The 24056-nt window shown below is 43.5% G+C and carries 23 protein-coding genes and 2 tRNA genes; 10 read left to right on the top strand and 15 right to left on the bottom strand.

What is annotated here, in order from left to right; all coding sequences use genetic code 11:
• Nucleotides 1-27: 27 nt before the first annotated feature.
• Nucleotides 28-948: a LysR family transcriptional regulator gene (locus KI743_RS03170; RefSeq protein ID WP_285464878.1), complete on the bottom strand. Its 921-nt coding sequence runs from the start codon at nucleotides 946-948 to the stop codon at nucleotides 28-30.
• Nucleotides 949-1047: 99 nt separating this feature from the next.
• On the opposite strand from KI743_RS03170, the gene KI743_RS03175 reads away from it, so the two are divergent.
• Entirely contained in the window at nucleotides 1048-1653 is a 606-nt protein-coding gene (locus KI743_RS03175) for a LysE family translocator (protein WP_285464880.1), read from the top strand.
• A 66-nt stretch (nucleotides 1654-1719) separates the two neighbouring features.
• Here KI743_RS03175 and KI743_RS03180 read toward each other — a convergent pair whose 3' ends face one another.
• Nucleotides 1720-2274, bottom strand: a complete 555-nt coding sequence (locus KI743_RS03180) for a hypothetical protein (RefSeq protein WP_285464882.1) — start codon at nucleotides 2272-2274, stop codon at nucleotides 1720-1722.
• A 318-nt stretch (nucleotides 2275-2592) separates the two neighbouring features.
• Nucleotides 2593-3756, bottom strand: coding sequence for a threonine/serine exporter family protein (locus KI743_RS03185; RefSeq protein WP_032552720.1), 1164 nt, complete (start codon nucleotides 3754-3756; stop codon nucleotides 2593-2595).
• A 359-nt stretch (nucleotides 3757-4115) separates the two neighbouring features.
• On the opposite strand from KI743_RS03185, the gene KI743_RS03190 reads away from it, so the two are divergent.
• The 3 genes from KI743_RS03190 to KI743_RS03200 all read left to right on the top strand — a co-directional run bounded on the left by KI743_RS03190 (nucleotide 4116) and on the right by KI743_RS03200 (nucleotide 4761).
• Nucleotides 4116-4190, top strand: a tRNA-Gly gene (locus KI743_RS03190).
• 39 nt (nucleotides 4191-4229) lie between these two features.
• Nucleotides 4230-4304, top strand: a tRNA-Gly gene (locus KI743_RS03195).
• A gap of 208 nt (nucleotides 4305-4512) precedes the next feature.
• Nucleotides 4513-4761, top strand: coding sequence for a hypothetical protein (locus KI743_RS03200; RefSeq protein WP_032552721.1), 249 nt, complete (start codon nucleotides 4513-4515; stop codon nucleotides 4759-4761).
• Between the two features lie 72 nt (nucleotides 4762-4833).
• Here KI743_RS03200 and KI743_RS03205 read toward each other — a convergent pair whose 3' ends face one another.
• The 11 genes from KI743_RS03205 to KI743_RS03255 form a co-directional block, all read right to left on the bottom strand.
• Nucleotides 4834-5061, bottom strand: coding sequence for a hypothetical protein (locus KI743_RS03205; protein WP_285464887.1), 228 nt, complete (start codon nucleotides 5059-5061; stop codon nucleotides 4834-4836).
• Nucleotides 5062-5215: 154 nt separating this feature from the next.
• Nucleotides 5216-5962 (bottom strand): helix-turn-helix domain-containing protein, encoded by a 747-nt coding sequence (locus tag KI743_RS03210; RefSeq protein WP_285464889.1) that lies wholly within the window; start codon nucleotides 5960-5962, stop codon nucleotides 5216-5218.
• A gap of 190 nt (nucleotides 5963-6152) precedes the next feature.
• The gene (locus tag KI743_RS03215; protein WP_285464890.1) at nucleotides 6153-7265 is read right to left on the bottom strand and encodes an NADH:flavin oxidoreductase; all 1113 of its coding nucleotides are present in this window, start codon (nucleotides 7263-7265) and stop codon (nucleotides 6153-6155) included.
• A gap of 231 nt (nucleotides 7266-7496) precedes the next feature.
• Nucleotides 7497-8132 (bottom strand): SDR family NAD(P)-dependent oxidoreductase, encoded by a 636-nt coding sequence (locus tag KI743_RS03220; protein ID WP_285464892.1) that lies wholly within the window; start codon nucleotides 8130-8132, stop codon nucleotides 7497-7499.
• Between the two features lie 185 nt (nucleotides 8133-8317).
• A complete protein-coding gene (locus tag KI743_RS03225) occupies nucleotides 8318-8983 on the bottom strand; it encodes a hypothetical protein (RefSeq protein ID WP_285464894.1) in 666 nt (221 codons plus the stop codon).
• A gap of 26 nt (nucleotides 8984-9009) precedes the next feature.
• Nucleotides 9010-10164, bottom strand: coding sequence for an OmpP1/FadL family transporter (locus KI743_RS03230; RefSeq protein WP_285464896.1), 1155 nt, complete (start codon nucleotides 10162-10164; stop codon nucleotides 9010-9012).
• 97 nt (nucleotides 10165-10261) lie between these two features.
• Entirely contained in the window at nucleotides 10262-11074 is an 813-nt protein-coding gene (locus KI743_RS03235; protein ID WP_285464897.1) for a crotonase/enoyl-CoA hydratase family protein, read from the bottom strand.
• A gap of 170 nt (nucleotides 11075-11244) precedes the next feature.
• Nucleotides 11245-13239 (bottom strand): Fe(3+)-hydroxamate ABC transporter permease FhuB, encoded by a 1995-nt coding sequence (gene fhuB, locus KI743_RS03240; protein WP_285464900.1) that lies wholly within the window; start codon nucleotides 13237-13239, stop codon nucleotides 11245-11247.
• Entirely contained in the window at nucleotides 13239-14120 is an 882-nt protein-coding gene (locus tag KI743_RS03245) for an iron-siderophore ABC transporter substrate-binding protein (RefSeq protein ID WP_306416754.1), read from the bottom strand. The genes fhuB and KI743_RS03245 overlap by 1 nt, the downstream gene beginning before the upstream one ends.
• A 140-nt stretch (nucleotides 14121-14260) precedes the next feature.
• Entirely contained in the window at nucleotides 14261-16390 is a 2130-nt protein-coding gene (locus tag KI743_RS03250) for a TonB-dependent siderophore receptor (protein ID WP_285464902.1), read from the bottom strand.
• Nucleotides 16391-16582: 192 nt separating this feature from the next.
• Nucleotides 16583-17500 carry an AraC family transcriptional regulator gene (locus KI743_RS03255; protein WP_150896585.1) on the bottom strand — a complete coding sequence of 306 codons (918 nt, stop codon included), beginning with the start codon at nucleotides 17498-17500 and terminating at the stop codon, nucleotides 16583-16585.
• A 212-nt stretch (nucleotides 17501-17712) separates the two neighbouring features.
• Between KI743_RS03255 and KI743_RS03260 the strand changes: the two genes are divergently transcribed.
• On the top strand, nucleotides 17713-18486 hold the full coding sequence (locus tag KI743_RS03260; protein WP_285465108.1) for a siderophore ferric iron reductase: 774 nt from the start codon (nucleotides 17713-17715) through the stop codon (nucleotides 18484-18486).
• Between the two features lie 44 nt (nucleotides 18487-18530).
• Nucleotides 18531-19316, top strand: coding sequence for an ABC transporter ATP-binding protein (locus KI743_RS03265; protein WP_152469668.1), 786 nt, complete (start codon nucleotides 18531-18533; stop codon nucleotides 19314-19316).
• A 26-nt stretch (nucleotides 19317-19342) separates the two neighbouring features.
• Here KI743_RS03265 and KI743_RS03270 read toward each other — a convergent pair whose 3' ends face one another.
• Nucleotides 19343-20533, bottom strand: coding sequence for a multidrug effflux MFS transporter (locus tag KI743_RS03270; RefSeq protein WP_285464905.1), 1191 nt, complete (start codon nucleotides 20531-20533; stop codon nucleotides 19343-19345).
• 227 nt (nucleotides 20534-20760) lie between these two features.
• On the opposite strand from KI743_RS03270, the gene KI743_RS03275 reads away from it, so the two are divergent.
• The 4 genes from KI743_RS03275 (at nucleotide 20761) to KI743_RS03290 (ending at nucleotide 23748) form a co-directional block, all read left to right on the top strand.
• On the top strand, nucleotides 20761-21834 hold the full coding sequence (locus KI743_RS03275; protein ID WP_285464907.1) for a PQQ-dependent sugar dehydrogenase: 1074 nt from the start codon (nucleotides 20761-20763) through the stop codon (nucleotides 21832-21834).
• Nucleotides 21835-22330: 496 nt separating this feature from the next.
• Nucleotides 22331-22540 carry a cold-shock protein gene (locus tag KI743_RS03280; RefSeq protein ID WP_032552737.1) on the top strand — a complete coding sequence of 70 codons (210 nt, stop codon included), beginning with the start codon at nucleotides 22331-22333 and terminating at the stop codon, nucleotides 22538-22540.
• Between the two features lie 112 nt (nucleotides 22541-22652).
• Nucleotides 22653-23192, top strand: a complete 540-nt coding sequence (locus KI743_RS03285) for a YaeQ family protein (RefSeq protein WP_285464909.1) — start codon at nucleotides 22653-22655, stop codon at nucleotides 23190-23192.
• A gap of 10 nt (nucleotides 23193-23202) precedes the next feature.
• Complete coding sequence (locus KI743_RS03290; protein WP_285464910.1) at nucleotides 23203-23748, top strand: hypothetical protein; 546 nt, start codon at nucleotides 23203-23205, stop codon at nucleotides 23746-23748.
• The last annotated feature ends 308 nt before the right edge of the window (nucleotides 23749-24056 follow it).

Consider the following 24056-nt stretch of genomic DNA (forward strand, 5'->3'; position numbering starts at 1 on the left):
TCCGGCTCAAATCAGTAAAAGCTTAAGCTATTGAGGCACCGATTTTGCGAGTTCCGCTTTAAGCCAGTCGCTAAACTGCTCTTCGTTATGAGTCAGTTTGTCTTGCTCAGCGAGTAAAACATAATTAAAACCAGATTTAACAAAGCCGAACGGCGCTATCAAATTACCTCGACTCAAATCGTCCTGTATTAGAGGATAAGAACCAATTGCGCCCCCTAACCCATCAACCGCCGCTTGCAAGCAGAAATAGAAGTGACCCATGGTGTGGTTCTTGGATGATGTTTTAAGTGCACTCTCAAATTGATTCAAGCATTGATTGCGCTCTGGCTGTTTTTTAGCTGAATTGGCGATATCAAAATGGGATAACCAGTTTTTCCAAGCCTCTGGCCGAGTCTCGCTGTGTAAACATGTCACATCAGTATTTTTGCAAGATATCTCTTCCCAATATTGCGAAGAGAAAACAGGCCCAACCCACTCTTCCACTAAAAACAGTTTTTGGTAGTCTGCTCCTGCTTCAAAGTCATCACGGCGAATGGCTAGCGAAAGCCCCGAAGCGCCTAACGTAACAGGACCACCCGCTGTCGATAAACGCACATCGATACCAGACTTAGCAAAGAATTCAGATATTCTCGGCATTAACCAACGCATGGTCAATGTTGGCTCACAGGATACTTCGAGAACATTGTTATTTTGCATGCTCAACACGTTAACACCTGCCTGAAGTGCCGAAAATGCTTGTTCAGTATAGTCCTTAAGCAATTCCCCCTCCGAGGTTAAACGAACCCCACGTCCTTGTTTGTAAAACAGCGAACAGGCTAAATGTTCTTCCAATACTCGAATCTGTTTGCTCACAGCACCATGAGTAATATTGAGCTGTTTAGCGGCCTCACTGTAACTCCCGACACTGGCAGCGACGTTAAATACTTGAAAAGCTTTTAGATGCCTCATTGGTGAATTTTACTCACATATCATCAGAATTCTTTTCGATTATAGTTCTGCACGATAGTCCATACAATAGCGGCTCGGTTCACATCAGAGTCATATAATATGGAATTCATCAGTTTAGCCATCTTGGGTATTTTAATCGTTATCAGTCCAGGGGCTGACTTTGTTCTGGTATTAAAGAACAGCATCAACTTCGGACGCAGGGCTGGTATTCTATCTGCGGTGGGAATTAGCCTCGCAATTGGCGTACACATCAGTTATTCAATGTTTGGGATAAGTTACTTAATCTCACAAAATGAATTAGCTTTTCAGACTATTCGATATTTAGGCGCGGGATATTTAGTCTATCTAGGATTGAAAGGTATCTTGTCAAAAGAGCAAGTATCAAATGAAGCGGAGGTAACTCAAGAAAAGGGGCAGCGCTACTTTGCACAAGGTTTCTTCTGCAACGTTCTTAACCCAAAGACAATGCTGTTTTTCTTAAGTATTTTTAGTCAGTTGATCACCAATAATTCAACCGACAATACATTCGCACTGGCTTACGGTATCTATATGATGGCACTGCATATGGCATGGTTTGCGCTAGTAGCGATTCTCTTTACATCACCGTTGTTGCAAGGTTGGTTAAATCGCTTCAAACAACGCTTAAATCAGGTATGTGGTGCAGGTTTGGTGTTGTTTGGGTCGGCGCTAGCGTTGAAGTCGTAACGCGCGTAGCTCAATGATGACTATGGCTAACCGTGATAGTGATAGCCATAGTCATTATCAGCTTTATTAGCCCTTAAAGTAACCTAGAGACCAACTGTCGTTTTTAATTTCGTCACCTAGAAATTTCTGAAATTGAGCTGCATGTTTAGGTTCAAATTCAGAAATTTGGATACTAAAATAGCCGTTTTTATCTTGAGTTGCATAAATAAAGTTCGGTGATATTGTCACAGTGTTAGGCTTAATTATGTGCTCAGAGTTCATCTCTAAAGTCAAAAACGACTTGCCATCAACCACAAATCCGCGACGTATATTGCAACGTGCTTCTTTTAAAACATATTCGCCTGGCGCAATGCCATCGAATAATGCGTAATTTGAATCTTCGTACACAAAAAATCGTAGCGTTTGTGCTTCTGAATCAGATATCTCACCATCTACCTTTTCGTATAAATCAAACGAGAAGGTCTCACAAGGGTATGTAACTTGCTGTTTACTGATTGCCGTCGCGATTGCTAATGCGCCCTTACCATGAGGTTCAGATAGTGTTTCCGTAGACGTATTAGGTAATGTCACCTGACATCCTGCTAAAGTAGCAACTAGGGCCACCGCCATCATTCGTTTCATATTAAGCCTGTATATATCTATGTTTAATAATCCGCGAACATTATCAGAATTCAAACAATAAATGAATAAATTTAATAACTTAAGACCTACTTTACAAATCTGATCGAGTTATAAGCACCTTCAATTGGGGGGAGAGAGGTAAAGCACACTGTATGTCACAGTGAAGTACGAGAGGCAAAAACAAGTTGGTTGGCGTTCAAATAGCGCTAATCAGCGTTAGTCGCAACACGGCTATAAGTTAGAAGTTGAAAAATGAAAACAAAAACCAAGAAGCGATCAATGGTGCCCGGGTAAAACAGGCACCATTAGCATAGAAGGTTATCTTTCTACTTTCGGAGAGTAAATTGAATATGCAGTAATTTGTCCCGCGACAATAGCCGAGAACATAAATAGCGCTGACAGACCAATGCTTGGAATCGGCAAAATAGATTGCTCAAATACCGATTGACTGGCACTCACTAACACACGACTACCGGGAACTAGGATGATAATGCCTTGAACAATGTAGATAGAGCCAGTGAGATCCATTTTCTTGGCAATCCAAGTACCGTATAGCGTGATTAATACCGTAGTCACCCAAGTACCCACAACCCAGCCACTATCAAAGCCTAAGTAGAACGGCCCCCACATACCCAACACGGCGACTGGCAGTCCCAGCAAGATATCTGTTGGACGAGCATTAAACATCACACCAATCGATACTGAGATCAATACTAGACCGGATATATGCATCCACGTTGGCACCTCATTGGTGTATGAGATAGACGCCGCCTGTCCCCATAACGCTTCGCCAATATTCAGCCCCATGACAATGCCAACAAACAGCTTAATCAAGGTTAACGCGCTCTGCCCCAATAAACTTGTGCCCGAAACTAAGTCATTAAATGCTAAACACTCTAAGGAGTTAGCAATCGACAATCCGGGCACAAACAGAACAATCGAAGCAATACACAAAGCCCATACAGGAACGGGTAAGCCAGTGCTGGCAAGGAAGGCAACGAAAATACCTGTGATCAAAGCGGCAATGAACTCTACTGCAATAGCACGTCGCCCATGACAAACTTGCTGACACAGCCACACCATAAGTCCCAGTAGAACAGAAAAACCAACCGCTTCCAAAGTACTACCAACCAACATTAAGTACGCCGGTGGAATGCCCATATTCGCTAGAGCCGTGACAAACTTCGAGTAACCTACAGGCTCAGGTACGGGTTCGCTACTTGGCTGGTTAATACGAATGATCGTATTTGCTAACAGGCTCAAGTTAATTGAAGCAGGTTTAAGGCGCTTCAAAATAACCGCGTTGTTGTCATCAGGGAACTGGTAGTTAATCGCCGTTGGAGTCGCTTGGATCATCACATCTACACCATGCTTTTTCGCATAGTGCTGTGTGTATTTTTCGAGCTTATATGGTGCACAGCCACTGCGATGCAGAGTGTCGCCGATTTCAACAATTTTGTTAATTCGATACTGGGAAGGCATGGACGTTATAGAGGTGAAAAAATATGCGGCAAATGTAACAAACGTAAGGCTGCTTGACGAGCAATTTGGAGTAATTAGTTCCTCATTTTTATACTTTTTTTCGTTGTACAAAAATAATAGCGCACATCATACTACTTTGTAGTTATCAATCATATCAATGCCATATAGACACCTGAATCATTCACAAACCAATTCCAACCACAAGTGAGACTTTGCTCACGCAGAATACGCGGTGATAAGACCATAACGTACAAAAAAATAGCGCAACGGTGATTATGCGACCACTTAGCATAAAAATCAGGAAAAAAAGGTTTCGTTTTCAGTTAGATGTGGCATTATCGATCTCGTTAAGACGATGTGCGTGCATCGTATAATGGCTATTACCTCAGCCTTCCAAGCTGATGATGCGGGTTCGATTCCCGCTGCACGCTCCAACTCTTCAACCTGCTTAGTCTTTCTCAATAAGACGATAAGCGTGCATCGTATAATGGCTATTACCTCAGCCTTCCAAGCTGATGATGCGGGTTCGATTCCCGCTGCACGCTCCAATACTCTCCTGTCCACGTAAACATCTCAGTATTGCAAACTAAAATTACTAATTTAGTTTTATATCAGCAACATTCTATTCATATGAGTACACACTCACATACTTAGAAATTTTTAACCGCTCAAAACCATTTCATAATCTCAATCAATATAGCAATCTTTTCTTTGTGTTAGTGTTCGCGCATTAAAAGCAATGTTGTAATAATTAAAATGTTAAAAAACAAAGATTTAAGCATAGAAGCCATTACAGTGGCGCTGACTAAAGTAGAAAATGCGAACAAGGTTGAGCTTAGTATGCTGAAGGGTTACATTGAGCAGCAGCCTACACAGGCTATCCTCAACTTCCAAGCACTGAGCGAAGCGGATTCGATAGACGATAAGCTGAAAAAGATCATGACCGATATGCCTGATCTTAGCGGCGAAGCACACCATGTCCTTGAGGCCTCTATCCTGTTGTAACGAGCAAACTCAACGTCGTACACAAAACCGCTAGATTGATAAAGCCCAACTAATTTGCTGGGCTTTTTATTATTATTGACTGATTACGATTCTAGGGGAAATCACAACGGGCTGAGCAAGAGTCAGGACTACAGGAGTCAATGCCTTTGTGACTCTTGCTAGTGTAATCATTGTAGGAGCGATATTGATGCTTTTAGTAGGTACAGGTACTTTTACTCTGGAAAGCTGTTGTGTCGCAGTACATCCCGTCATTGAGATAAGACCAACCATAGCCACTAGAAGTTTGTTTTTGATTTTCATTGCTTTGTCCTTAAATCTGAGTCCGATATTCTCGAGGGGATAACACTGCCAACTACTCCTCGTACCACTGGATTTAAGAATGCATTCATAAATCAGATATTGAAACCAAAACCAATCAAGTAACTTATAATGGCACTCTAAGTCTTATAAAATGTTACTTAGCATTGATATAATCAATATTATCGAACATATCAAAGTGCCAGCGCCTTAAGGCAATAACCAAAGACGTTCCATTTCTATCACTCATATCAAGTTCATTATCACCCTGACAAGCGCTATAGAACTCCTCAACTAACTTCTGCAAACGCAACTGGAACTTCTGATTGGTGTGTGGTGACATTAACCCGGTCGACATCAATAGCTTTTCATCTTGTCGACTAAAGTGACTATTAAAGAACTCTGGTAGCACTTGAGTTAAAAAGAAGGTTTGAATCGGTCCGCCCGCTATCCAATCAAAATTGGGTGACAACAGTAATCGAATTCGATTGTCAGGCATCAGCTCCAATACCCCTAACCTGTCTAGCTCAATCAACTTTTGCATCAACAGCTGTTTATTGATGTTGTAACGTTCGATGATTTCGTTAAATTGAAACCCATTCAGCACACATACTGAGACCATTAACAAAGCCTTGTCTGAAACAATCTGTTGTTCCTGTTCGAACGTTAAGCTCTGGAGATTTTTCTCAGCGTTCGCAGCTAACTTAACCAACTCACATATATCCATGCTGATGAGTTCGCATATCGCGCTAAGTCTCGCCAAACTTATGTTATTGCCGTCTGCAAGTAGCCTTTTCACCGAACCTTCACTCAAGTCCAACTTTGTCGCGATATCTTGATAATGAACATCGTGAAGTTTGAGCTGCTTTTTGAGCTCTTTGATTATGGATTGCGTTCCTGACATATCGTTTTCTTAATTCATTGCTGATGGACTCAGTTTATAAATTAACAAACAACGCACATTAGAAAACCTATTAACCCGAAGATTGAGGTGTTTTGTGAGTAGGGCGACAAGAATACAGAAAAGCAGCCCAATTGGACTGCCTTTCAGATGGTTAGAGCACCTGTGCTGTTACTTACACAGTATCTTATTTCTACATTTGTGCTAGCTGCGCTTTCCTGTCTTTATTGACAACACAGAAATTACCACGTTTGGTTCGGCACTTAGAGCAGCGTTCGCACTCTACTGGAGCACGGTCGCCTTCTTGCCAACGTTTAATTAGTTTGGGTTCCGAAAGCAAAGGACGCGACAAAGCAAAGTACTCAATACCGGTGTTGTTTGCGATATCTTCGATAGCAGCGATATCGGTAAGTCCGCCCACCGTAATAACCGGTGCTTTGATCTCACGGCTAACAATATCACCATACTCATGAAAGTAGCCCTCTTCTTGCACGGTGTAGCCATCGTAACAATCACCCACCATAGTATTGGCTTTACCATGCACGTTCCCCGACATGATGATGCCGTCTACACCCAGTTGATCAAGACGTTGGCAGATTTGTCGAGTCTCACTGAATGATAAGCCGCCCTCAAAAAACTCAGTAGCAGTTAGTTTTACGAAAATTGGGTAATCCTCTCCCACCAGCTCACGTGTCTTATTGAAAATTTCGATCAAAAAACGCATACGATTTTCTAAGCAGCCACCGTACTCATCTTGACGCTGATTGTAGTAAGGACTGAGAAACTGGTTAATAAGGTAGGTATGAGCAGCATGGATTTCTACGCCATCAAAGCCAGATTGTTTTGCTCTAAGGCTCGCTTTAGCGAAAGCGTCAACAATGTAGTCAATATCTTGCTTCGACATCGCTTTACCTTGAGTTTTAGTGCCCATTTCAGGAACATCACTCGGTGCAAAAATGACACGTTCACCAACATTATAGGTGGTTTTGGTGCCACCATAGGCAAGCTGCATAACGATCTTCGAACCATAGCCTTTAACCAGTTGGGTAAGCTTTTGGTACTCTTGGATGAACGAATCATCGTAGATCCCCATCATTCCTGCGTTTGGTTTTTCTTCTTCGACAATGTTCGCATAACCTGTAACGATCAACCCAACTTGTCCTTGAGCAAGCTCTTCATAAATCGCATAGAGCTTATCCGTCATATGACCATCTTCTGTCGCCATATTTTCCCACGTCGCGCTACGCATGAAGCGATTCTTTAGAAGCATGTTGCCAAGGCGATTTTCGGTGAACAAAGTACTCAAGTGAAACCCTCTAGATCTGTTTTCGATATCGACAAATAAAAAAGAGCAACCACCGATACAATATCGAGGATTGCTCTTCACTGTTCAAAACGAACGATGTCGTGAATGACGCGAATAGTAACGACTAATGACAAGCCAAAACTTAATCTAGATTAAGGTTGATGCATCCTTTAGTGAGAAACAAACACCTAGCCAATTGATAGTCAGCTTTTGGGGTGCTAATACTTGCAATTAACCATATTTAACCGTTGGATCGACACATTGGTATATCTCACCAATACACGCGTTATCTATTACCAAGCTCTCTACGATGCGTGCCACCTCTTGACGGTAAATTACGCCATGGATTTCGCCCGATTGAGATACTTCACCTCGGTTAGTGATTTCGCCATCCATAAGTCCACCCGGTCTTAAAATCGTAAAGTCCAGATCACTTGACGCAAGCCAAGCTTCAGCAAGACTCTTCTCTCTTACTGCAGCGCCGAACCCTTGTCTCGCACGCTCCGATAAATATTGCCATGAATCGCCACATCCTAATGATGTCACTAATAAAAATCGCTTAATCTCACGCTTCTGTAGAGCATCAATCAAGTAACGATGCCCGATGTAGTCAACTGGGACCTCAGCTCTAAAACTACCCATACTAGACACAACTAAACAGTCTTGAGGTAACGCCTCCACTGTGGCTTCAACTTGGTCTTGTTGAGTTGCATCACAGCTTAAGGTTTGCACTTTAAGCTCGCCCAAACGTGGGTTCTTACTCGGATTTCGAGCTATAGCGATAACGTTAAAGCCACTTTGGTGAAATTGTTCGACCATAGCAGCACCTAAGCCACTTGCTGCCCCCCAGATTGCGACAGTTTTCATACAGACCTCTAAACAGTTGAATATACGGTGATACTATCTATTTTTCGTTGCAGTTTCTTACATACAGATCAATAAAATGAAAATCATTCGTATTTTCACACCTGTGCTCCAGCGTGCCAACCAGAAAAGCAAAAGGCTGACTATAAAAGCCAGCCTTGTCTCATTCAGATAAAAACTAAACGGATTTAATTAAACTCATAGGTATAAGAGACACCAACACTGTTGTTTTCCCCAAAATCGTCTTCAGCAAAGATACTGAAAAGGTTGAAGGATTGTGAATCTGAAATCTTGTAGCTAGCTCCAATCCCAGCCCAATAACCAGAATAGTCATCAGACCCCATCGAACCGCCACCAAACGCTAACAGCGACCATTGCTCATTGATTGGCTTTAGGCCAAATGCTCCCAGATAGCCACCATGAGTCGACGTTGGCATCAAGACATAGTCGTTATCAACGCTAGAGTCGTCAAAGTACGCAACTTCACCATCATTGTAACTGTATCCCGCCATAGGGAAGAGCTGCCAACCATAGGGTTCAAAACCAAAATAACTCAGTGGAACAAACGTACCGATACTGTAGTTATTCTTGTATGCATCGTTGTCGTATTCAGAGCGACTGAAGTTGAAATTAACAATTCCCAAAGGGAGCAACCACGACCCACCTAAACGCCACTCATCGCCATCGGCATTAATGCGAGCGTTAATCATTCGAGCGTCATCCAACCCTATCGAACCCGAAAATTTCAGCTCTTCGTTATAGGCCAGCCCTGCTTTGGTGACGATCTTCGTCGGGTCTTCATGATGCTTTTCCTCAGCATGCAACCCTGCTGAGCCAAAGAGTAAAAGAATCATTGCGAGTAGTCTGCTTTTGGATCTCATTAGAACGTCGCACTAATCCCAACAAAGTGGATGCGGCCGTCAAATGTACCATCTACACCCGCTCGCTCCATTTCGACTGAACCAAAGTCTGCGTATTCATAGAAAACATCAATCAAGATATCATCCCAATAGGTAGAGGCACCGACTGAGTAACGGTATTGTTCGCCTACAGGTACATCGACCCACTGCATTGAAGGATCATCTTGTGGAGAGCTTTCATAAGAGAAGCCGGCCTTTAATCGCCAGTCAGAATTCAGTTGATAATCTGCACCAACAGCCAATTTCCAAACATCATCCCAATCCCGCTTGATTGGCACACCACCCGCAGCACCAAAATCTAAAACAGTTTCATCCCATGCGCTCCAACGATGCAGTTGAACACTAGTTAATAGATCGAGTCTTTCATTAACAGCGTAGCTAGCGCTCACGTCAACAATCTCAGGCAAGGCGACATCTGTAGCAAGTGAACGATCGCCTCCGATTGGGCCTTTTACTTCATTGTTGAATTCATGTTCCAGTTTAGAGCGGTAACTCAGGCCTAGTTTCAACTGCTCGGTTGGCGTGTACATCACACCCAAGTTATAACCATAAGCCCAATCAGTGTCTTGTTTTGCCGTTAACATTGAGGTGGTTTGCTGAAAAGCTGCCCAACCCAGCTGAACACCAGCACCGATAGCCAGTTGGTCATTCACTTGATAACTCAATGCAGGGTTGATCTGCATCGCTGTGAGCGTGATGTCTTCGAGCAAAGCTGAACCCGCCCAGTTGCTACCATAATCTAGGCTAGATCCACCGGCTGCGCCCAGTGCAATACCTAAATGAAGTTTGTCAGTTATTTGGTGGGCATGGAACGCACCAGCTGAAGGTAAAACTGAGTGACCGCGGCCATCACCAGAAGGATTATTGTTGTCTGTGTATTCCATCTCCAGATCGAACACCATGGTATTGATGGTCGTTTTACTCTCGCCCATATAAGACATAGTGGCTGGGTTAGTCCACATCGCAGCAGCAGAACGAGTGTAGACACCATCACCCGCACCTGCGGTACCTGCATTTGCTATCACTGCTTCTTGGAGAAAGATACCGCTAGCAGAAACGTTAAGGCTTGCCATAATCGCGGCTGCAGCTACTGAGATTTTTAAACCGTTTTTCATTAAAGGAGGCTCATCTAGCTAGTGAATAATTTGACTAGCTTTAGGGTATCTCAAACCTCTATAAACAAATGGAATAACGCGTATTACTAGCCAAGGCCTACTTAAACTGCCTTGCCTCAAAAGCTCTCGGTTCTTCTCTGTTTCTCTCTCGCTGACCAGCAATAATCATGTTCTTACTCATACCAACTTTTATCTGATACCAAGTCTCTAACATGAGTGCTTTGCCGGGGCTCGTCCACCACGTTTTCTGGTACAACTTTTTGTTTGCAGCAATAGCATCTGGACTTCGGTTAACGCACTCAAGCGCCAAATTGTATGCTTCCATGTAAGGATCGGAAGAGAGGTGAGTAACCAAACCGTAGCTTTTCGCTGTCTGGCTATCGATCACCTTCGCCGTCATTGCCATTTCTAATGTATGGTCTTGGCGCATCACTTCTCGAAAAGCAAGCGAGCCTCCCATATCTGGGATCAAACCCCACTTACCTTCCATTATCGAAAAGTTTGAATCATAGCTCGCAATACGGAAATCCCCACCGCAGGCTAACTGCAGACCTCCTCCCCAACACTTACCGTGAATTGCGAAAATGACGGGGCATGGAATCTCTCGCCATCCGGTTGAAAAGCGTTGTGCAGCATTCGCTTGGGTAGGCCACCATTTGAACAGCAGCTTTAATGCACCGACTTTGCTGGTGAGTAGTGATTTCACATCGAGGCCCGAGCAAAAGTCACTTCCGTTAGCAGTCACAATCACTGCTCGAAGGGTTTTATTTTTCTTTAGTTCTCGAGTGAGCTGGTTCACTGCCATAAACATATCCATGTCGATGGCGTTCAGTTTATCTGGTCGATTGAGGGTTACTGTCGCGATATTGTTGTCATCTATAGCGCAAGTTACACGATCTTGATTAGGCATAATGTAAGACATCCGATGTCATGGGCTTACTTTTAGAGTAAACATTTTATTAACATACTCAAATATCTATAGGTAAATTTGATACGTAGTCGATGTATTCATGTTGATTCACATAAAAAAGCAGTACCGAAGTACTGCCCAGTATTAAATCAACATAATCACGTTGTTCATCAATCGCGTCTTGCTTTTAACAAGAGGAAGATAAAGTAACTACCACCAATGACCGAGACCAGAGTCCCTGCTGCCAGTTGAGCAGGAAATACCACAATTTGTCCTAACCAGTCGGCAAACAACATAAGCGTTGCGCCGATTAACATTGAGAGCAAGATTTGCTCTTTGACCGTTCGAGCACCAACAATAGCGGCGATATGCGGACCTAATAGGCCAACGAATGCCACTGGCCCCATCGTTGTCGTTACTACACCACACAATACCGCAACCAAACACAGTAACACCAAGTAAGCAGTTGAAATATTTAGGCCACGAGCGGATGCGAATTGACGCCCTGAACCAATAAGGGTGACCCAACGGCTCAGCGACAAAGCAGTGATAACGACCAGTGAGATAATTAAAGCAAGAATTAACGCAGACTCTGGCTTAACACGATAAGTCGAACCAGCGAGCCACGCCAACAGAGTGTACTTACCCTCACCCACTCGTGTTAATGAAAACTGCACTAGAGCTTCTAATACAGCGGTCAACGAGATCCCAGTTAAGATCAAGATGGAAGGCGCGTATTGATGTTTCTTTCCGAGAAAAAGTAGAAGGGCAAGAGCGCCTAAACTACCCGAAAACGCGACCCAAGGGCTTAATGTATGGATTGAATGACCAAATAATAAACTGCTCAGAATCAACGCTAATACCGCCCCCGACGATACCCCCAGAATATCTGGGCTCGCAAGCGGGTTGTAAACCAATCGTTGAAGGATCACCCCAGCCACCGCCAAGCCACCACCAGCAAAAATAGCCGTTAACATACGTGGCCAACGAATCGACCATTCAAACGCATCAGGAATCTGAAAATAGTGCTCGTTAGATAACGGATGTGAAAAAGAACTCAATCCAAGCAACACTAGCATTACCGTACCTATCGCAAGATAGACTTTAGCATCAGTTTGCTTTGCTCCTTTCGGCATCGAAAAGAACATCTGGTCTTGCGCGGTTAACTGTTTTCTTGCAATTAAAATCAGCGCGGGAGCACCGATAACTGCCGTCGCTGTACCTGTAGGGATGATATCTAATGACCATTGCCCCATGAAGATAGCAAGACTATCCGTTGCGCACAGAAGTAAGGCGCCTAATAACCCACTCGCGTACAACTCGTGTTTCGCCTTAATAGCACCAAGGTAGCGAGCAATGTTGGGCGCAATCAAACCGATAAAACTGATCACCCCGACTGTAGTAATTGACACAGAAACCAGCCAAACACCGATAAACATCAAAAGAAAGAATGTGGTACCAATGTTTAAACCACGAGCTGCAGCACCTTCGGTTCCAATAGATAACAACGTCAATACTCGCGGTGCAAACAGGAATATAGCGATAATAGGTAGAAGCTTTGGAAGCAGCCATTCAACTTGCTCCCAGCCATTCTGGCCGAGATCACCCGCTCCCCAAATAAATAGATTCTGTGCATATTGATCGTTGAGCAGAATAATCGCCGTCGCAAATGCGCCAAGTAGCAAGTTGACGGCCATACCGGCTAATACTATCGGCAAGCCGCTCATGTTTTTCAGACCAACAATCGCGACAATCAGCCCCATCGCAGCCAAAGCACCTAATAGAGCAAAAAAGACCGAAAATTGACCGACTAGCATTGGCGTAAAGACATTCATCAGCACAAGTCCAAGCCAAGCACCTGCTGATGTACCCAGCGTCAATGGTGACATCATTCTGTTTTGAGTTAATTGCTGGAAAAGGCTACCAATGGTACCCAGAGACCCACCCACCAATATCGCCATCACCAAACGCGGTAAATTGACATCAATAAACCCCATCAGCTCAAACGATTCTGAGTATAAGGTTTGCAGAGCCGACCAACTTCCTGCTGCCGCTACCTCATTCATTAATAAAGATACGGGCCCAAAATCGCTCTGCCCTAGCCACAAATGAATGGTGGCTGCTAACAACAATACAGCCACAACAATTAACCCGTTATATTTCATTACTTCTCAGCGAGCTCCAGCATTGATTCAGCTATCGCTTCTGCGTTGTAAAGAATTGACATCGCACCGCCATAACTCCAACTCGGCGCAACAGGCCCTACCTGGTTATTCTTCACAAACGGCATGCTTTTCCATACAGGTGAACGATTTAGTTTGGCCGTGTAAGGGAAAGGTTCGAAGTACAGTGCAATTCCATCTTTTACGTGCTTAAGCTCTGTAATTCGTTTCTGAGTGATACCCCATTGGCTGGCTGGCAATTGAATCGCATTTTCAAAGCCAAGCTGTTCCAGCGCATATTGAGGAATCGAGTTATCACCGTAAATGAACACCGAGTTGGTGCTTGCAAAACGAAACGACGTTACTTTCGGTTTGTCTGCCGGATATGCTTTATCAAGCAGGCCTTTAAGTTCAGCGATTCTTTCATTCATCGCTTGTAGTTTTTGATCAGCCACTTCTTCTTTACCAAGGACATGACTGATTTTCTTGAAGTTATCGATCGCAGCGTGCGCGTTATTATGTGTTTCACTGTATGTCTGATAGTAGAGAACAGGTGCGATTTCAGACAAACGGGATTCGAGATCTTTCTGCGGTGAAGCGATCAAAATAACATCTGGCTTTAGCTGTTTAAGAACGGAGAAATTAGGTTCTGTACGTGTCCCAACATCTTGCGCCCCTTCTGGGATAGGAGGCTGAACAACCCATTCATTATATCCGGCGATATCAGGCACCGCGATAGGTGTCACTCCTAGCTCAATCACCTGTTCTGCAATATCCCAGTTGAGTGCAGCAATTCGCGCAGGCTCTGCCGGTAAGGTTTTTGTACCTTCGCTGTCTTGTACTTTAAACTCAGCCAATGCTTGGCCTGACCACATCCAAACCATGAACGATAAACCAATTCCTACCTTGGAAAATCGTAAGCCTTTATTTAATAGATCCATATTATTCCCTATCGGTTTTAGTTGTTTCTTTTAAACGACAAAAGCAGCCACATTGGGCTGCTCATAAAATTGCTTTTGTTTAGTTAGAACTCATACTTAACATTGAACTCTACGGTTTGCTCTTGACCGTACCAACAGTAACTTTCGTTCCAACAGGTGTAGTACTCTTCATTGAAAAGGTTGTTAGCAATAATGTTTGCCGTTGCATTCTTCAATGAACTATTCATTTCACCAAGATCGTACCCCAATGACAGGTCGACTAATGTGTACGAAGGCACTTTACCTGCGTTCTTATCTGATGTGTCATTCAACACCGTTTCACCGAAATAACGAACACCACCACCGACTCTTAGGCCAGACATTGCACCTTGGCGGAAGAAATAGTTCGCCCACAAGTTAGCCGTGTGGTCTGGAACAAATACTGGTGTTTGACCAATGTTTGATGTGTCTTTGTCTTCGGTGATCTCCATATCGGTGTATGTGTAGTTTGCAATAACGTCTAAGTTGTCGGTAACCTCAGCACGTCCTTCTAGTTCCAAGCCTTGTGAGCGAATTTCACCTACAGCGGTCCAAGGAGACGCTCCATCAGGACGAACACCAACATTTTTCTTCTTAATCTGGAACAAAGAAGCAGAACCCGACAACATAGTCTCGTAAGAATCGTATTTGATCCCTAGCTCGACTTGTTCACCTGTTTCCGGTTCTAAGTTATTACCCGCAGCGTCCAGTTTTACGCTTGGCTCAAAGCTAGTTCCAAAGTTGGCAAATGGAGAGAGGCCATTTTCAAACTGGTACAACGCACCCAATCTGTACGAGAAATTTGTGTCGTCGGTGTCACTTTTGGTCGCAGCACCTCCCATCACAGATTTCTTAGTCGTCGTCTCTACTTTGTCGAAACGGCCACCAGCGATAAATACCCAGTTGTTAACCAACATTTGGTCTTGGAAGTAGAATCCAAGTTGGCTCATCTCGATGTCGCTGTTTTCGTAATATGTCTTAGTGAAGTCACCCGGATTTAACTTGTCATTGTTTGGGTTGTAGAGATTAAGGCTGTCAACGCCGACGAAATAGTCATAAGCGACATCACCTTCAACAGTTCGATAATCGACACCAAACAGCAAGTAATGGTTTAAAGCACCCGTCGTTACCAAACCAGAAAGTTGGTTATCAACCGAAATACCTTTTGAGCTTTCGTCAGTGCTGAAAGCAGAGCGGCTCAGCGTACCTGTTGTGGCATCAAATGCGTCGCTACTGGTACTTTCTTGATAAAAATCAGCCTGCATATAACGGAAGTTCTGCAAGAATGCCCAATTTGAGTTGAAGTCGTGGTTAAACTTGTAACCTGCGATGAAAAAGTCTCTTTCGATAGTGTTGTAGTTAACATCACCAGCGAACGTTGAAGGTGAAATCTTGCCTGACTTTATTGCAGCTAGAGGAACCGTTACGTTTTGTCCAAGTGCCGGATCTTTCTGATAATAAAGATTGAAGTTAATAAAGGTTTTATCAGATAGATACCAGTCAATAGAAGGTGCAATCAAGTAACGTTCTTCTTCCACACCATCGACTTGCGTATCTTGCTTGCGGCCAAGCGCAACCAAACGATACGCCACGTTGTCACTCAATGCGCCAGTTGTATCAATTGATGCTTCAACAAGGTTGTTCAAACCTGTCGCTAAACCTACGGTTGTCGACTCTTCAAATTGAGGTGACTTGGCAATGATATTAACCATACCGCCAGGAGGCATTGTGCCGTAAAGAACCGATGTAGGTCCTTTGAAGATCTCTAAACGCTCCATTGCGATAGCATCGATCTGCGGTTTCACGTTCCATCCTGGAAGAGTTGGAAGCATCATGCCATCGTAGTAGTTGTCTGAAGAACTAAAACCACGAATGTTCACCCAATCCGTTAGAACAACCGCACCACCTTTCGTTTCGGTAGAAACACCTGGAGCATAACGTAGTGCCTGCATTACAGACTTCACACCACGCTGCTCTAACTGCTCGCCTTCTATCACATTTAAAGTTTGCGGCGTCTCTTCTGGAGCCAAAACGGTCTTAGTCGCCGTATTACGATACGCCTTACCTAGGATCGTTACTGTTTCTACATCTTGCTCAGAGTTTGTTTTCGACTCTTCTGCATATGCTGTGGCAGATAAAGCACTAACGAGCGCGATAGTTATTGCGGAATACTTGAAATGAGTGTGGGTGTTCATGAGTCCCTCAGATACCAATGCTTAAGTTAAATAATAATAAATCTCATTTGCATTGTATGTATCTGGCAGCGTGATAATTAACAATTTGGTGCAAATATCTATAAAAAAGGGTCAATTGCTTACGAAAAAAGCAATTGACCCTTATATAAATACGGTCAAATGATGGATTACCCATAAACAGGACAAGGTCAATTAGGCTCTTACTATTGGAACCCAATACTCCATCTCAGCGTCTTGTGACTGTGATTGATAGTCCTTTGGATACACTTCCAATTCATAACCATCAATCCCTCGATAACCTGAAGCTGGAAGCCAATTTAGAACAAACCATGACAGTGTTTTAGGTAAACCTTGGATAGGCCCTTTATGTTTGACTACTGCATAGGTCTGTTTCGGCACAGTAAGCACTTCTAGTTTTTCTGAAACCACGCTAGGAAGAGTTGGCATAGAGACTTGTTCATCCAATACGACACCAGCCCAATATTTAAGGTTAGTACCATCAAAATTCGCTTGAGTGATATCTACAACCCCAATAAAGCGCAGGTCTTGTTCTTTTGGTAACACCACTTCTTGCTCGAGATGTGCCCACAACTGTGGAACTTTTTGAGCAAAGTCCTGCGTAAGAGAAAACAAGCCACTGATTTCTGTGCTCATGCCTTTAATCAAAAAGGCATCACGCTCATCAATTTTTACCTCAACAAAACGAGCACCACTCTCTTCTTCTAGAGCAGTAGAGAAATCCGAAACCTCGATAGGTTTCTTCAAGCCAACCCTTTTACCACTTTTTCGATATTGGCTAGGGCTAATCTCAAACATCTGCTTAAACGCCCGACTAAAGCTAATTTCTGAGTTGAAGCCCAGAGCAATCGCAATATCAATCACTCTTTGATCATCATCCAACAGCAGTTCAGCGGCTCTACTTAATTTGAGCTCTCGGACATAGTTCGCCACTGTCATCCCCGTCTCCGACTGAAAAACGCGCTGCAACTGCCAACGAGACCAACAGCTCTGGGTCGCTATCTCTTCTAAAGAAAGTTGGCTACTAAGGTTAGTGTGAATAAAACCTAGAACCTTACTAATTCGCTCAAATGCAGGGGTATTCTTATTCAACGTTTATACTTCTTCGTCTTGAGTGGGTGATAGATCGATAAATAACATTCACTTTACAAATATTAGTATCATTTAACTCTATTCTGGTCACGTATCGTTTGTTGTTCTGCCTTAAAAATCCATTTCAAACGACATCAATGCACCAATTTGTATGGTGAAGTGTGCATCGTTTAGTTATGATAACGAAATTGATTATCATTTATACCAATCTTATGCTGGCCCAGATTCACGATATTGTTACCCGTAAAAAAGCCCCTCCTCTTCATCAAAAAGTATTTTCGCTTTCAAAAGAAATTACTCCTTTCTTAAAAGGTAGCTTCGGGCCCATCTACGGCAAAAGCATTGTGATCAGCAATCCAGGTAGCCATATCGAGATCAAACGTGTTTATGATAGCTTGGCAAAAAACCATCCGGAAGCAGGAAATCCATATTGGTTAACTCGCACTTGGGATCTACTCAGCTGGCAACCGATATACGTCAGCTTTATTTCCATTTATGCGTTGCACTCACTGCCTGATATTCAAAATATTGGTCAGTCGCGTTTAAAAGGATTTATCACTGGCTACCGCTTCGGCACTGATGCGCACAAACATGGAACGCCGGAAGAGTTAATCCCAGAAGCAGGAAAAGCGCTGCTGGCCTTAGCTGAGTTCTATAGAGAACAAATTAATACTTGGACACGCATTCGCCCAGGCTTTACTCAGCATTTGTTAGCAGACCATCTTCTGGCAGCACTCATAAAGGTTCAACGTCACCACAATGAATTCAGTAACGAGTACATTCTTGAACAAGCGAAACTATGGCTAGAAGCATGTGAACTCCCACTCCGCCACTTAACCAGCCTCAAAACGGATCCTGAAACGGGCATGTTAAAGTTGGTTAGAACCAGCTGTTGTCTGGTCTATAAATGTGATTCTCGTAAACTGTGTGATGATTGTCCCCGACACCCAGACAACAAACGCCAAACAACTAAACCGACAAGATAAAAGACGACGTTGACGTTGAGTATCTACCCTAACAAAGGTTATTTATGTTCCAGCTCTCTAATATTGAAGTGATTCGTGATGATCGAACCATTTTACAAGTGCCTAACTTAACGATCCCCACCGATAAACTCACAGTGGTACTCGGTCATAATGGCTCGGGAAAATCAACGTTGGTAAATTTATTGTCCGGTCAGGTGCAAGCAGAACAGGGAGAAGTAAAGCTCGACAACACCTCGTTGAGCTCGCTCAAAAGTAAAGATCTCGCCAAACGCATCGCTTATTTGCCACAAAAGCTTCCTACTTCAGCTGGCCTAACAGTTTCTGAGTTGGTTCGATTGGGACGATTCCCTTGGCGTGGTGCCTTTGGACGATGGAATCAAGAAGATACCGCGATCATTGAACAAGCGATGAAACGCACTGGCGTAGATCAGTTTTCAAGTGCGTTGGCCGATGAGCTATCTGGTGGTGAACGCCAGCGAGCTTGGGTATCAATGCTACTTGCTCAACAATCCCCACTGTTGATTCTCGATGAGCCAACATCGGCACTCGACGTTCATCACCAATTTCAGTTAATGAGTTTACTTGCGGAGCTCAATCGAAATGAAGGTGTGGGTATCATAGTCATTCTTCATGATCTGAATTTGGCACTGCGTTACGCAACTCACATTATCGCTCTAAAGCAGGGAGAGATTGCCTTTGAAGGTGGCACCGATACCTTATTGAGTGAGAAAACACTCTCAGAGTTGTATGAATCACCCATCAAACTAATCGATCATCCTGTTCCAGCGGATACATTGGCGAGTCAAAAAGTAGCCGTTGTGTGTGAATAATCGAACGAGACCAACTTTGTAGCAGGCTAAGTATTTGCCTGCTGCGCTTCTGGGCTATTAAAACCACGAGTGATATTAAACAGTGTAATTAACGTAAACACAGCGATCACAATCGACAGATGCCAAGCTTCTCCTAAACCCAGTTTAACCAATCCCATACTCACCAGTGACGACACCACCATCTGCCCTCCTCCAGACATAGCTGCAGCCGCACCTGCATTCTTTTTGTATGGAAGCATCACTAGGGCTTGAGCACATGGCAATGCAATACCGTTTCCAAGAATCATCAATAACTGTCCGAGCATTAGGTACATCGGCTCTAGCGGACACACAAACAGCCAGACAGCCGCGCAGGTATGAAGAACAGGCGTAATCAACAGAGTTTTCTTACTGCCTAAGATAGGTCGAATCCGACTACACAAACTGGTCCCGCCTAACATACCTAATGCCGGTATCACCGCCCACATTGCGTATTGATCCGACGTCATGCCAATTTGGTTCTGCATGATAAATGGCATCACTGAAACAGTTGTGATCATCAAACTGAAGTTAAGCCAACCTATGCTGGCAAAACTGATGAAATATCGCGAACTCAGTAACTCTTTGTACTGGATGGTCATTCGTTTTGGTGAAGGAATCTTCGAAAACTGGCTAACCGTCTCTTTGAAACGAAAAGCAATCACAAACCACACCAAGCTCACGTAGCCAAGCAGCGAGATGAACACCATACTCCAGCCAAAGTGGAAGTTAATAAAACCGCCGATTATTGGCGCAATTAGAGGTGTAATTGATGCCACCATAGCAATATAAGACATTGCGATGGGTAGCTCTGAACCCGAATATCTATCTCGTGTTGTCGCTCTAGCTAATACAGCACAACAACCCGTACCCAGACCTTGCAGGAAGCGACCAAGCACCATATTCGAGAATGAGTGACTCAGGAAAATGATCACTAGTAGTCCCATCAAGGCAATCAAAAGACCGGTCAATAACACTTTTTTGCGCCCTAACGCATCGGAGATAGGGCCATATAAAAACTGCGAGGGTCCAAAGCCAAGTAGATAGATACTCACCAAAAGCTGAGCCTGCTCCAGTGAAACATCAAAGTCTTTGGCAATCCAAGGTAGTGATGGAAACACCAAGCCCATGCTAAGTTGACCAACACTGATGATCAGACAAGCGAGCAAGATAGTTTTAAATTCAAAACTGGACTTCATGGTTGCACAACCTAATTTTGATGAGTGTTACTAGAGCGATAGAAACAATGCTTGCATAACAAGCCACCGTATCAGCATGCTTGTTAAGCATCGTGAGGAAAGACGAGATAACATACGCCACATGGTTTATTCATACAATACTATTTACATTTATTTTCGAAATAGTCACTTTTCATGAGCAATAGTAACGCTACACTAAAAGACAAGGGATTGTTTGGAGAGACTGTATGAGATTAAGTCATTGTATTACAGCGGCTTTAAGCCTAGCTGTTGCGTTACCCAGCCAAGCGCTTCAAGTTGAGAAGATCACCGATGGATTATTGATTCCTTGGGGGCTTACGTACGTTGATGACAATACAATGTTAGTGACTGAACGAGAAGGCGTGATCAAACAGGTTAATCTCAAAACTGGCGAACAAGAGACTCTTTTTCGTCTGCCTGATGTTTGGGCTAAAGGTCAAGGTGGCGCCTTAGATATCGCCCTATCGCCATTTGAACAAAACAAAATTTACGTCACCTACAGTAAAAAGCAACAAGGTGATGCCGTCACTGCTCTCGCAAGTGCGACCTATAACGGAACGCAGATTACCGACTGGCAAGATGTCTTCGTCTCTCAATCCCTAACAGATACAGGTCGTCACTTTGGTAGCCGCATTACTTTCGATAGCAACAGTCTCTACTTCTCCATTGGTGATCGTGGTGAGCGGGACAACGGCCAAGACACGCAAACCCACGCCGGTTCTATTTTACGACTAACGCCTGACGGGCAGGTACCCAAAAACAATCCTTTTGTGAAAAACAAAAACGTACTTAATGAGATTTGGAGTTACGGCCATCGAAACCCACAAGGTCTTTTTTATGATAAAAAAACTAAGAAGCTTTGGTCGATTGAGCATGGGCCGCGTGGTGGTGATGAGATCAATCTGATTAAGAAAGGTGCAAACTATGGTTGGCCAGTGACTTCCCATGGCAAAGAGTATTGGGGCCCAATTAAAGTTGGCGAAGCAGAAACGAAGAAAGGCATTGAGTCACCTGTAAAGGTTTATATTCCCTCTATCGCTCCGGGCAGTTTAGTACTTTATCGAGGAGAGAAATTCCCTGAGCTTGATGGCAAGCTACTTTCGGGTGCGTTGAAGCTCGCTCATATTAATGTTGTTACCCTGAATAAGAAAAACCAGGCCGTAGCTGAAGAACGATTGTTTGAAGATATGGGAGAGAGAGTCCGTGATATTGAAGTCACGCCAGAAGGTGATATCTATTTCAGTACCGACAATGGGAATTTGTATCGCATAACCCATTAAGCAGAGACTCCCAAGGTTGGGTATTGCAGTCGTTTGGGTGTGATACCTGCCTTAAAAACCCGTTTAGAGACGGGGCGGTAATCAATCAATTGTTCGAATGAGTCTCGTTTCTATATTTGTTTTACGCCTCACATTTCACATCCATTATTGATATTAATAATTGTTGAATTAGTGCTTTGACTCCAGTTTTTTGCCAAAAATCACACCTATCTGTCACAAAAAGTACAACAAAACACCATACCATTGTAACTACATGATATCTAAGGGATGGAAAGTTTGACTGTCCCCAAAGTTCTGCAACCTTTAGCACAATATCCCATTGACACCTACCCTGTTTGATTTAGACTCGATTTCGGCTAGAAAGAAAGTTCTTTGTATATAAACATATCGTCGGATTACTAGTAACCCCCCGTTGTGTTGTACGCAATAGCAATAAACTTTTCCACGCTATCGGTGCCGCAATAGGCTCAAATAAAAAATAATTTAGGATATCATCATGTCTAACACAGTTACTGGTACAGTAAAATGGTTCAACGAAACTAAAGGTTTCGGCTTCATCCAACAAGAGAACGGTCCAGACGTATTTGCACACTTCTCTGCAATCGTTGGTGACGGCTTCAAAACTCTTGCTGAAGGCCAAAAAGTTGAGTTCGTAGTATCTCAAGGTCAAAAAGGTCCTCAAGCAGACAGCATCAAAGTAATCTAATTGATCGCTTAACGCATTCCTAAAATAGCCAGCCGACGCTGGCTATTTTTTTACCCAAAATTCATCCAGTTAAGGTAAGATAGAGGTCAATTTATAATACAAGACTGCGCTAATGGCTCTTAAACCTACAATCTACAAATTTCGTATCTCACTCACTGACATGAATCGAGACTACTACGACTCATTCAACCTCACTATCGCACAACACCCTTCTGAGACAGAGCAACGCATGATGGCGCGTATCATGGCGTTTTGTATCAATGCATCGCCAGAGCTTCAATTCACCAAAGGCTTGTCGACTATTGAAGAACCAGACCTTTGGCAAAAGTCTCTTGATGATCAGATCTTAGAGTGGATCGATGTCGGTGAACCGGATCCAGAGCGCGTTAAAAAAGCCACTCGCTTAGCAAAGTCAGTCAAAGTATTTAGCTTTAACACCAAATCAAATGTTTGGTGGGAACAAAATCGCGGTAAGTTTGGTTACTTGGACGCTCAAATTGTTCGTCTGAGCAATGAAGGCATCGAGCAAATGGCGGAAATGACAGAACGTACAATGGATCTGTCAGTGATGTTAACGGGCAATTCAGCCTTTGTGAACAGTGATACCGAGTCAGCTGAAGTGACTTGGGAAGAATTACAAAGTAACGAATAGCACCAGCACGATGAGTAAACTCGAACACTGTTTATCAGAAGCAGGTTTTGAACAGATCCAAGCCTTAAAAATTGGGTTTGAGCAGGAATCGAAAGACTTTATCCAGAGTAATCAGTCTTTGTTCAAGCACGCGTGTGAAAACAAACCTGACAACTCCAGTATTCAAACTCTGCTTGGCTTGCTGACAAAAACGCACATCGATGCGAGCTATGAATTTAGTTCTGATAAAGATGCCAGCGAAGCTATGCAGCAAGTGCTGGAAGAGACCGTTGGCCAAGAGCATAGTCAGAAATTTAGCCACTCAAGTTCAAAGAAGCTGCAATTCATCACTCACCTATGGCTATTTGTTCAAGGCCGCATGGGTATGGATTATAGCCTAGCGAACGATCACGCCGCCGCGACAGCTTCCCTACTTTGTCGAATCGTAAAACAAACAGAGGATGAGATTCGTGTCTCGTTTATGGGTAGCTTCTACGACGGCTTGAGTATCTATCAAGATCAGAATAAGCCATCAGGTTTAATTCATAACCTCAAGCGTTTGTTTAACCTGTCTTAATCGCTTCTACTCTTATAAATATTGCGCTTTGCTACCTGTAGAGCGCTTTTATTCGCATTCATTACCTTCGCAAGAGATTCCCTACTACGCTCGTTCCTCGCTCTAGGGAATGACGACAGTTATTTAAACGCGACAGCACACCAATCTACCTCCGAAGCTCAATCCGTCATCCTCGAGAAGGAGGAACGACTGAGTCGGGGATCTCATACCAAGTCGAAAAGTCACACAGATTCCCTATTACGCTCGTCCCTCGCTTTAGGGAATGACGAAAGTTATTAAGACACGACAGCATATCGAACAGCCACTGG

Source organism: Vibrio sp. D420a (assembly GCF_030248625.1).
GTDB classification, from domain to species: domain Bacteria; phylum Pseudomonadota; class Gammaproteobacteria; order Enterobacterales; family Vibrionaceae; genus Vibrio; species Vibrio fortis_A.